This is a genomic window from Mesorhizobium sp. 01N446 (genome assembly GCF_056399285.1).
Map to the genome: position 1 here is coordinate 107,707 of NZ_JBFTRA010000015.1, position 10,548 is coordinate 118,254.

General features: G+C 63.0%; 12 protein-coding genes. 2 read left to right on the forward strand and 10 right to left on the reverse strand.

Translation table 11 applies throughout. The annotated features are described in order from the left end of the window. Nucleotides 1-31 precede the first annotated feature (31 nt). The 3 genes from ntrC to dusB are packed head-to-tail and all read right to left on the reverse strand — an operon-like array spanning nucleotide 32 to nucleotide 3,656. Complete coding sequence (gene ntrC, locus AC1DPX_RS33570; protein WP_019858034.1) at nucleotides 32-1,492, reverse strand: nitrogen regulation protein NR(I); 1,461 nt, start codon at nucleotides 1,490-1,492, stop codon at nucleotides 32-34. Further along, nucleotides 1,489-2,631 (reverse strand): two-component system sensor histidine kinase NtrB, encoded by a 1,143-nt coding sequence (locus AC1DPX_RS33575; RefSeq protein WP_477242194.1) that lies wholly within the window; start codon nucleotides 2,629-2,631, stop codon nucleotides 1,489-1,491. The genes ntrC and AC1DPX_RS33575 overlap by 4 nt, the downstream gene beginning before the upstream one ends. After that, a complete protein-coding gene (dusB, locus tag AC1DPX_RS33580; protein WP_477242196.1) occupies nucleotides 2,628-3,656 on the reverse strand; it encodes a tRNA dihydrouridine synthase DusB in 1,029 nt (342 codons plus the stop codon). The genes AC1DPX_RS33575 and dusB overlap by 4 nt, the downstream gene beginning before the upstream one ends. Before the next feature lie 231 nt (nucleotides 3,657-3,887). On the opposite strand from dusB, the gene AC1DPX_RS33585 reads away from it, so the two are divergent. Then, nucleotides 3,888-5,111 (forward strand): bifunctional 2-C-methyl-D-erythritol 4-phosphate cytidylyltransferase/2-C-methyl-D-erythritol 2,4-cyclodiphosphate synthase, encoded by a 1,224-nt coding sequence (locus AC1DPX_RS33585; protein WP_477242198.1) that lies wholly within the window; start codon nucleotides 3,888-3,890, stop codon nucleotides 5,109-5,111. Then, entirely contained in the window at nucleotides 5,108-5,596 is a 489-nt protein-coding gene (locus AC1DPX_RS33590; RefSeq protein ID WP_202354466.1) for a CinA family protein, read from the forward strand. The genes AC1DPX_RS33585 and AC1DPX_RS33590 overlap by 4 nt, the downstream gene beginning before the upstream one ends. Here the strand turns inward: AC1DPX_RS33590 and AC1DPX_RS33595 are convergent. From AC1DPX_RS33595 to AC1DPX_RS33625, 7 genes are all read right to left on the reverse strand, one after another. Next, a complete protein-coding gene (locus tag AC1DPX_RS33595; protein WP_202354467.1) occupies nucleotides 5,593-6,051 on the reverse strand; it encodes a type II toxin-antitoxin system RatA family toxin in 459 nt (152 codons plus the stop codon). The genes AC1DPX_RS33590 and AC1DPX_RS33595 overlap by 4 nt on opposite strands. 114 nt (nucleotides 6,052-6,165) lie before the next feature. Further along, on the reverse strand, nucleotides 6,166-7,131 hold the full coding sequence (lipA, locus tag AC1DPX_RS33600; RefSeq protein ID WP_477242200.1) for a lipoyl synthase: 966 nt from the start codon (nucleotides 7,129-7,131) through the stop codon (nucleotides 6,166-6,168). A 137-nt stretch (nucleotides 7,132-7,268) separates the two neighbouring features. Further along, the gene (locus tag AC1DPX_RS33605) at nucleotides 7,269-7,526 is read right to left on the reverse strand and encodes a GlsB/YeaQ/YmgE family stress response membrane protein (RefSeq protein WP_091586392.1); all 258 of its coding nucleotides are present in this window, start codon (nucleotides 7,524-7,526) and stop codon (nucleotides 7,269-7,271) included. A gap of 99 nt (nucleotides 7,527-7,625) precedes the next feature. Next, on the reverse strand, nucleotides 7,626-9,071 hold the full coding sequence (gene lpdA, locus AC1DPX_RS33610) for a dihydrolipoyl dehydrogenase (RefSeq protein WP_477242202.1): 1,446 nt from the start codon (nucleotides 9,069-9,071) through the stop codon (nucleotides 7,626-7,628). A gap of 17 nt (nucleotides 9,072-9,088) precedes the next feature. Then, nucleotides 9,089-9,724, reverse strand: coding sequence for an SGNH/GDSL hydrolase family protein (locus AC1DPX_RS33615; protein WP_477242204.1), 636 nt, complete (start codon nucleotides 9,722-9,724; stop codon nucleotides 9,089-9,091). Further along, complete coding sequence (locus AC1DPX_RS33620) at nucleotides 9,721-10,137, reverse strand: hypothetical protein (RefSeq protein ID WP_477242206.1); 417 nt, start codon at nucleotides 10,135-10,137, stop codon at nucleotides 9,721-9,723. Before AC1DPX_RS33620 ends, AC1DPX_RS33615 begins: the two co-directional genes overlap by 4 nt. 15 nt (nucleotides 10,138-10,152) lie before the next feature. Beyond that, the coding region (locus tag AC1DPX_RS33625; RefSeq protein WP_477242208.1) for a 2-oxo acid dehydrogenase subunit E2 at nucleotides 10,153-10,548 on the reverse strand (396 nt) is incomplete at its 5' end.

Below are 10,548 nucleotides of genomic sequence, written 5' to 3' on the forward strand. Positions count from 1 at the left end.
GTCCCCTGAAAAGAGTGCGTCAGATCAGCGCTCAGCCCGGCCGCGACGATTTATAGACGTTGACGCCCAGCTCGCGAATCTTCTTGCGCAGCGTGTTTCGGTTCAGCCCCAGCAGCTCCGCGGCCTTGATCTGGTTGCCGCGGGTTGCGGTCATCGACGCCAAGACCAGCGGATATTCGACCTCGGACAGAATGCGCTGATAGAGCCCGGCGGGCGGCAATTCGCCGGCAAACGAGGCGAAGTAACGCTGCAGGAAATGTTCGACCGCCTGGCCGATGGAGAGGTCGTCGGGAATGAGGTTGCCGCCGCCGGGTACCACGGGGCGCTCGCCGGTCTTCAGCTCCGCCTCGATGATCTCGGCGGAAATCTCGTCCTGCGAATAGAGCGCGGCAAGCCGGCGAACGAGGTTTTCCAATTCGCGCACATTGCCCGGCCAGGGGTAGCGCTTCATGAGTTCGATGCCGCCGGAAGAGATGCGCTTGGTCTGCAGCCCTTCCATCTCGCCAAGCTTGAAGAAGTGGCGCACGAGGTCGGGCACGTCCTCGGAACGCTCGCGCAATGCCGGCAGCCTGAGCGGCACGACGTTGAGGCGATAGAACAGATCCTCGCGGAACAGTCCCTGGTTGATCAGCGTGCGCAGATCCTTGTTGGTGGCGGCGACGATGCGCACATCGGTCTTGATCGGCGTGCGGCCGCCGACCGTCGTGTATTCGCCCTGTTGCAGAACACGCAGCAATCGCGTCTGCGCCTCCATAGGCATGTCGCCGATCTCGTCGAGGAACAGCGTGCCGCCCTCGGCCTGCTCGAAACGGCCGGTGGAGCGGTTCTGGGCGCCGGTGAAGGCGCCCTTCTCGTGGCCGAACAGTTCCGATTCAATGAGATCGCGCGGGATCGCCGCCATGTTGATGGCAACGAACGGCCCGCCGCGACGGCGGCCATATTCGTGCAGCGCGCGCGCCACCAGCTCCTTGCCGGTGCCGGATTCGCCCGAGATCATCACCGTCAGGTCGGTCTGCATCATGCGCGCCAGCATGCGGTAGATGTCCTGCATGGCCGCCGAACGGCCGACCAGCGGCATGGTTTCGGGCTGCTCATCCGGCCGCGCATCGATCTTCGGCCGCCTCGGCTCCGACAGCGCCCGGTTGACGATGTTGAGCAGTTCGGTCAGGTCGAACGGTTTCGGCAGATATTCATAGGCGCCGGTCTCGGATGCGCGAATCGCCGTCATGAAGGTGTTCTGGGCGCTCATGACGATGACCGGCAGTTCCGGCCGCGCCTTCTTGATGCGCGGCAGCATGTCGAAGGCGTTCTCGTCCGGCATCACCACGTCGGTGATGACGAGGTCACCCTCGCCCGCCGCCACCCAGCGCCACAAGGTCGAGGCGTTGGAGGTGACGCGCACCTCATGGCCGACGCGCGAGAGAGCCTGGTTGAGCACCGTGCGGATCGCCGCATCGTCATCGGCGACGAGAATATTGCCGCGAACGGTCATTTGCGGTCTCCTTCACCGTCTTCTTCAGCGCCGAACGGCGTTTCCTTCCAGGCCGGCATCAAGATGCGGAAGGTGGTTCCGCGCGGGGTCGATTCGCATTCGATGATGCCGCCATGCTCGCCGACGATCTTGGCTACCAGTGCCAGCCCCAGCCCCGAGCCGTTCGGCTTGGTGGTGATGAAGGGATCGAACAGGATCGGCAGGATATCTTCCGAGACACCCGAACCATTGTCGCGCACGCAGAATTCCAGCGGCAGCGACACGCGGTCCTGCGTGCCTGGAACCGAAACGCGAATGCCCGGCCGGAAGGCGGTCGACAGCACGATCTCGCCATGCGGGTCGCTGCCGATCGCCTCGGCGGCGTTCTTGACCAGGTTCAGGAACACCTGGATCAGCTGGTCGCGATTGGCGAATACCGGAGGCAATGATGGATCATAGTCCTCCAATATCTTGATTCTCTTCGCAAAACCGTTCTTTGCGATCGCCTTCACATGGTCGAGTACGACATGGATGTTGACGGGATAGCGATCGATCGGCCGCTCGTCGGAAAACACTTCCATGCGATCGACCAGCGAGACGATGCGGTCCGTCTCGTCGGTGATCAGCCGGGTCAATGCGCGGTCTTCGTCGGAGGCGGACAGTTCGAGCAGTTGCGCGGCGCCGCGAATGCCGGAGAGCGGGTTCTTGATCTCATGGGCGAGCATCGCCGCCAGGCCGGTCACCGAGCGCGCGGCGCCGCGATGCGTCATCTGGCGGTCGATCTTGTCGGCCATCGACCGTTCCTGGAACATCACCACGACGGAGCCCGGGAATTCCGTCACAGGCGCGACATAGAGATCGACGACCTTTTCGATGCCGAGGCGTGGCGAGGACACATCGACCCGATACTCGTTGACCGGAGCCCGGCGCTCGCGCACCTGATCGACCAGGGTCAGCAGCGGGCTGCCGAAGGGGACGAGCTTGGACAGGGTGTTGCGCGCCAGCATGGTCGCGCTGGATCGAAAGAAGTCCTCGGCATCGGCGTTGGCGAAGGTGATGAAACCTTCCTCGCTGATCATGATCACCGGGCGGCGGATCGTGTTGAGGACGATCTGGGCGGCATCCACCATTTCAGTTCCCTGGCCAGCGGCGGCGTTCATGCGGCGCTCCGCAGGCTCGAGAGTTGCGGATCGCGCGAAAACATATCGCGCAGCAAGGCAATGACGCGGGCCGGATCGAATGTGGTCAGGATCGCCTTTCGGTCGTCGTCGGCGACGCCAACAGCATGACGATCGAGATACCAGCCCAGATGCTTGCGCGCCTGGCGCAAACCGCTCTCGACGCCATAAAGCGCCAGCATGTCCTCGTAATGGGCGACGATATAGTCGGCCAGATCAGCGGGAGTCCGCGGCACGTTGGCCGCCGTTTCGCCTGCCGCCGCGGCTGCGATGCCACCGGCGATCCAGGGCGCACCGTAATGCGCGCGGCCGACCATCACCGCATCGGCGCCGGATTGGTCGAGAATGGCGGCCGCCTCGGCAGGCGAACAGACATCGCCATTGGCAACGACTGGAATGGACACGGCCTCCTTGACGCGAGCGATGGCGCGCCAGTCGGCCTTGCCCTGGTAGAACTGGCAGCGCGTGCGGCCATGCACCGTCACCATCTTGACGCCGGCCTGCTCGGCGCGGCGCGCGAGGATGGGCGCATTGAGCGCGCCTTCGTCCCAGCCGAGCCGCATCTTGACCGTCACCGGCACCTTGACGGCGCCGACCACGGCCTCGATCAGCGACAGCGCATGGTCGAGATCCAGCATCAATGCCGAGCCGGCATAACCACCGGTGACCTTCTTGGCCGGGCAGCCCATGTTGATGTCGATGATGTCGGCGCCCTCGCCTGCGGCGATCCGCGCGCCTTCGGCCATGTGCGCCGCCTCGCGGCCGGCGAGCTGCACCATATGGACGGGCAGGCCCGAATGACGTATGCGCAGATCGAAGCCTGCTCTTCCCTTGGCGAGTTCGCCGCTGGCCACCATTTCGGACACGACCAGGCCCGCGCCATGCGCATGGGCGCGCCGCCGGAAAGGCTCGTCGGTAATGCCCGACATCGGCGCGAGGAAAACGCGATTGCGGATTTCCACGCCGCCGACGTCGAGAGGCGCGGCCAATCTGGCTAAGTTAACCATGCACAAAAACCAAGCATGTCCATTCGTTGCACATTCTCTAGCCATATCAGCCACAATGTGCAACGCGGAATGACGTCACATTGAGGCGCAATTGGGAAAATATCGGCCCCCGGCTTTTGCCGCGACCAGGGCGTGGCGCGTTCTTCAGGATGCTTTGGAGTTCATATTTGACGCACGATCTTTTTGGAAAACCAATTACACTTTTGGGGATCGTGCGCTAAGCCAATCGCCATGACTGACGGAACTGAAAACGCGGGCGCGACAGGTGGGGTTGCGGTGGTGATCGTCGCCGCCGGCCGCGGCGCTCGTGCCGGCCAGGCCAACGGACCCAAGCAGTACCAGAACATCGGCGGCCGCGCCGTCATTGCGCATACGCTGGAGATGTTTCTTGCCCATCCGCGGACCGGTCGGATCGTCGTCGCCATCCACGCCGACGACCACGACCTGTTCCGGCAAGCGGCGGGCGCCCAGGCCCAGCGCGTTATCGCCGTCATTGGCGGGCCAACCAGGCAGGAATCCGTCCGGCTCGGGCTACTGGCGCTGAAAGACGACGCGCCAGACCGGGTTCTGATTCACGACGCCGTCCGACCGTTCGTCGACGCGGAGCTGATCGACCGCACCATCGCCGCCATCGGCGAGAACGAGGGAGCATTGCCCGCTTTGCCCGTCGCCGACACACTGAAACGCGAGTCGGCCGCCGGCGTGGTCGCGGAAACCGTTTCCCGCAGCGGGCTGCACGCGGCACAAACGCCGCAAGGTTTTCCCTTCGGACCGATCCTTGCCGCGCACGACAAGGCACATCAGCTAGGCAGGCTGGACTTCACCGACGACGCGGCCATCGCCGAATGGGCGCATATTCCGGTCAAGCTCGTTCCCGGCTCGCCGGACAACATCAAACTCACCTGGGCACGGGATATCGCCATGGCGCACCAGCGGCTTTCCAGCGAACGCATACACTTTCCCGACATCCGCACCGGCAACGGCTACGATGTCCATGCCTTCGAACCCGGCGATCACGTCACACTGTGCGGCGTCGCCATTCCGCATGACAAGAAACTGTCCGGCCATTCCGATGCCGATGTCGGCCTGCACGCCTTGACCGACGCGCTGCTGGCGACCTGCGGCGCCGGCGATATCGGTACGCATTTTCCGCCGTCCGATCCGCAATGGAAGGGCGCCGCGTCGCGGATCTTCGTCGAGCACGCCGCGAAAGTGGTGCGCGGGCGCGGCGGGCGCATCGCCAATGCCGACATCACGCTGATCTGCGAGGCGCCGCGCGTCGGCCCGCATCGTGAGGCGATGACATCGGCCCTGTCGCAGATGCTGGGGATTTCCGCCGACCGCATCTCGATCAAGGCGACAACCAACGAAAAACTCGGCTTCGTTGGCCGCGAGGAAGGCATCGCGGCGATCGCCACCGCCAGCGTGGTGTTCCCCGGCGAGGTGCCGGAATGAGCAACGCCGAGCTCGCAAACGCCCTGCTGCTGGCCTGCCAGCACCGTGGCATCATGCTGGCGACCGCCGAAAGCTGCACCGGCGGCCTGATCATCGCGGCGCTCACCGACATTGCCGGCTCCTCCGCCGTGGTCGACCGCGGCTTCATCACCTATTCCAACGAAGCCAAGATGGAGATGCTCGGTGTTTCCGCCGAAACRCTCGAGGCGCATGGGGCTGTGTCGCGCGAAACGGTGCTGGAGATGGCGGCCGGCGCGCTGGCGCATTCGCGCGCGAGCCTTGCTCTTGCCGTTACCGGCATTGCCGGCCCAGGCGGAGGTTCGGCTGACAAGCCGGTCGGTCTCGTCTGGTTCGGCCTTGCTCTTGCCGGCCAGCCGGTTGTCGCCGAGCGCCAGCTGTTTGGCCACAAGGGCCGCGAATTCATCCGCCACGAGACGGTGAGACACGCGTTGAAGTTGGGCCTGCAAGCGCTCAGCCAGGATTAAGCCTGCGGCGCGACACCATAGATGATGTCGGCGCGCTTTTCGAAAGCCTCGGCGAACATGCGGAAGGCTCGGTCGAACATGGTCCCCATCAGCGCGCCCAAGATACGGCTCTTGAACTCATAGTCGATGAAGAAGCGGACGGCACAGCCGGCGCCATCGGGTTCGAAACGCCAGACATTGCTGAGATATTTGAACGGGCCATCGATATATTTCACGTCGATGGCGTTCTCGTCTGGCTTCAAAAGCACCTGGGTCGTGAAGGTCTCGCGGATCGCCTTGTAGCCGATGCTCATGTCGGCCAGGAGAATGGTGCGTCCGTCACGCTCCTTGCGCGAGCGTACCGTCAGTGCCTCGCAAAGCGGCAGGAATTGCGGATAGGCCTCGACATCGGCAACCAAGGCAAACATCTGCTGCGGCGTATGGGCAACGCGGCGGGTGGCTTCGAATTTCGGCATGCAACCACCTCTAAAGCGCGTCGCGTCGGAACGGATTCATGCAACGCGCTTTAGAGTTCTTGTTTCTATGCAAGTCGTTCTCCCAAAACCGAGGTCACTTTTGGGCGACATGCATCAGACCGATTTCTGGAGCTGCGCTTCCCGCGCCGCGCGCAGCCGGGCGAAATCGTCGCCGGCATGGTGCGATGAGCGCGTCAGCGGGCTCGATGCCACCAGCAGGAAACCCTTGGTCCGGCCGATCGTCTCGAAGGACTTGAACTCTTCGGGCGTGACGAAGCGGATCACCGGATGGTGCTTCTTCGACGGCTGCAGATACTGGCCGATGGTCATGAAGTCGACATTGGCCGAACGCAGATCGTCCATCAGCTGCAGGATCTCATTCCGCTCCTCGCCCAGGCCGACCATGATGCCGGACTTGGTGAAGATCGACGGGTCGAGTTCCTTGACCCGCTGCAACAGCCGGATCGAGTGGAAATAGCGGGCGCCCGGCCGCACCGTCAGATAGTTCGACGGCACGGTTTCGAGATTGTGGTTGAAGACGTCGGGCTTGGCCGCCACGACGATCTCGAGTGCGCCGTCCTTGCGCAGGAAATCGGGCGTCAGGATTTCGATCGTCGTCAAAGGCGTCGCCGCGCGTATTGCCCGGATGACCTCGGCAAAATGCTGCGCACCGCCATCGGCAAGATCGTCGCGGTCGACGGAGGTGATGACGACATGGCTGAGCCCCATCTGCTTGACGGCGTGCGCGATACGCGCCGGCTCATCGGCATCCAGCGCGGTCGGAATGCCGGTGGCGACGTTGCAGAAGGCGCAGGCGCGCGTGCAGATCTCGCCCATGATCATGAAGGTGGCGTGCTTCTTTTCCCAGCACTCGCCGATGTTGGGGCAACCAGCCTCTTCGCAGACGGTCACCAGCTTGTGCGATTTCACGATCTCGCGTGTCTCGGCATAGCCCTTCGAGACCGGCGCCTTGACGCGGATCCAGTCCGGCTTGCGCAAGACCTCCTGGTCGGGCTTGTGTGCCTTCTCGGGGTGCCGCAGCCGCGGCGCGTTGGCGATCGTGTCGAGGACAGTGACCATCTGAACCCTGGCTTCTCTTGCGACCGCCCGTCGGCGATCGTCACTTTATCGTCATCTAGGACTTTTCGGCACAAAGAAAAAGGCTGCGACGGTGCATGCCGCCACAACCGTTTTCGCATAGCCGCGAATGATACCGATTAGCGGCGCACCAGGCGACCGACCCAGATCAGCAGGCATGCACCGATGAAGCCGGTAATCAGATAGGCGATCCAGCCGACGCCGAATGGGCCGAAATTGAGCGCTTGCAGGATGGCGTTCAACACGACTGCGCCAACTATACCCATGATAATATTCATGAAAATGCCGGTGTTGCTCTTCATGAACATTTCGGCGAACCAGCCTGCCAGGCCGCCGATGATGATGGCTGCGATCCAGCCCACGCCGTTCAAGTGCATATGCCTTCTCCTTGCGCGCGTAAAAATGCATGCGGAAACGAACTGCCTTGCCGTCGAGTTCCCAGGGCTTTCGCGGCTGAGTCTCCTGCAGCGAATCTATCATGCGTTCAAGGCGCGGCCATAGGCGTCGAGCACGCTCTCTTTCATCATCTCCGACAGCGTCGGATGCGGGAAGATGGTGTGCATCAGCTCTTCCTCGGTCGTCTCGAGGTTCATCGCCACGACAAAGCCCTGGATCAGTTCGGTCACCTCGGCGCCGACCATGTGGGCGCCGAGCAGCTGACCGGTCTTCTTGTCGAAAATGGTCTTGATGAAGCCCTGGTCCTCGCCGAGCGCGATCGCCTTGCCGTTGGCGGCGAACTGGAAGCGACCGACACGGATATCCTTGCCTTCGGCCTTGGCCTTGGCTTCCGTCAAGCCGACGGAAGCGACCTGCGGATTGCAGTAGGTGCAGCCGGGGATCTTGAGCTTGTCGATGGCGTGCACGCCGGGGAAATTCGCGATTTTCTCGACGCACACGACGCCCTCATGCTCGGCCTTGTGGGCAAGCATGGGCGGGCCGGCGACGTCGCCGATGGCGTAGACGCCGGGCACATTGGTCTTGCCGTAGCCGTCGACGACGACGCAGCCACGATCGGTCTTCACGCCAAGCGCTTCAAGCCCGAGGCCCTCGATGTTACCCTGGACACCGACGGCCGAAATCATGCGGTCTGCGGTAATCTTCTCGACCTTGCCGTCCTTCATCTCGACATGCGCGGTGACCGAATTGGCGCCCTTCTCGACCTTGGTCACCTTGGCTTCGAGAATGATCTTCATGCCTTGCTTCTCGAACTGCTTTTGCGCGAATTTCGAGACCTCGGCATCCTCGACCGGCATCACCGCCGGCAACAGTTCGACGACCGTCACATCCGCACCCATGGTGCGGTAGAAGGAAGCGAATTCGATGCCGATGGCGCCCGAGCCCATCACCAGCAGCGACTTCGGCATCTCCTTCGGCACCATGGCCTCGAAATAGGTCCAGATCAACTTGCCGTCCGGCTCGATACCGGGCAGCGCGCGCGGCCGGGCGCCGGTCGCCAGGATGATGTGCTTGGCGGTGTAGGTGCCCTCGCCCTTGACGCCCTTCGGCACCGGCGGCTGCGGCTCCATCGGCTTCTTGGCCGTCTTGGAGACGACGACCTCACCCGGCTTCGACAGCTTGGCTTCGCCCCAGATGACGTCGACCTTGTTCTTCTTCATCAGGAAGGCGACGCCGCCATTGAGCCGCAGCGAGACTTTGCGCGAGCGATCGACGACGGCCGACGTGTCGACGCTGACCTTGCCGTCGAGCTTCAGCCCGTAATCCTTCAGATGATCGGAATAGTGCATGATCTCGGCCGAGCGCAGCAGCGCCTTGGTCGGGATGCAGCCCCAGTTGAGGCAGATGCCGCCAAGATGCTCGCGCTCGACGATCGCCGTCTTGAAGCCGAGTTGGGCCGAACGCACCGCTGTGACATAGCCACCGGGGCCGGAGCCGATGATGATGACGTCGTAGTTCTCAGCCACGGGATTTCCTCCTTCAATCACAATTCCAGCATGACGCGCACGACCGATGTCAGCGCCTTGCCGATGTTTCGCGTGTTTTCGGCGTCGAGATGGACGCCGTCGAGCGGTGTGGTTTGCGCCACCGTGCCGGCGTCGAAGAAGCCGCAGCCGACTTCGTCGGCGAGCGCGGCATATTGCGGGGCGAGCTGCTTCGATGCCTCATCGCCGCCGGCAAACATTTCCCTGAAATCGGCATTTTCGGTGCGGCTTACAACAGGCGGCGACACAATGAGTATCTGTGGCGCCGGCCAGTCGAACGGATAGTCATGGCCTCGCACGATGTCGATCAACCGCTGGATGCCTTGCTTGGCGGCGACCGGATTGCCGTGGATCCACGGCTTCATGTCGTTGGCGCCAAGCATGATGACGATCAGGTCGATCGGTGCATGGGTCGTCAGCACCGTCGGCAACACCCGCGCACCGTTGCGGTCCGCTCCGGCCAGATGATCGTCGAAGGCCGTGGTGCGGCCATTGAGGCCGTCGGCGATGACCTGGACGCCACCGCCAAGCCCGGCCTGCAGCACGCTTGGCCAGCGGTCCTGCAGCGCGTGGCGGCCACCCTCGGCATCATAGCCCCAGGTCAACGAATCGCCGTAGCAAAGTACTGTCTTCATGCGTTCACCTGTGCATTGATCAAACCGGTTCCCAGCCGCCAGCGCACGAACAGCCAGTGAACCAGGACCGTGGCCAGGCCCGGCAAAACCAGGCCGGCGACGATTGGCAGGTCACTCCCCCACTGGCGCTTGTCGATCGGCTGCGAGAATGTCCAGCCGATCAGGCCGAGCCCGACAAGCACGAACAGGACAATGGCGCAAAGGGCCAGCCAGTTGATGATCGTCGGTGCATTCGAAAAGAACTGCGCGACGAAAAACAGGATCGTCACGACGATGGTGACAAGCGCCGACGCCATGAACACCAGAATGTATTCTTCCTGCGCATGGGTCGCGATGGCCAGTCCCAGCGCAACCAGGCTGCCAGCAAAGCCGGAAATGAAAAAGGCGAAAAGGCTGGTGAAGAATTTCCGCACGAGCCTTTTCCTTTCCTAGACCAGCATGCCCATCGGGTTCTCGATCAGCCGCTTGAAGGCGACCAGCAGTTCGGCGCCGAGTGCTCCGTCGACGGCGCGATGGTCGGTCGACAGCGTCACCGACATCACGGTGGCGATCTTGATCTCGCCATTCTTGACCACCGCCCGCTCCTCGCCGGCACCGACCGCCAGGATCGTCGCATGCGGCGGGTTGATGACGGCGGCAAAATCCTTGATGCCGAACATGCCGAGGTTGGAGACGGCTGTCGTGCCGCCCTGATATTCTTCCGGCTTCAGCTTGCGGCTGCGGGCGCGGCTGGCCAGATCCTTCATCTCGTTGGAGATGGTCGACAGCGTCTTTTCGTCCGCATGCCGAATGATCGGCGTGATCAGGCCACCGGGGATCGAGAC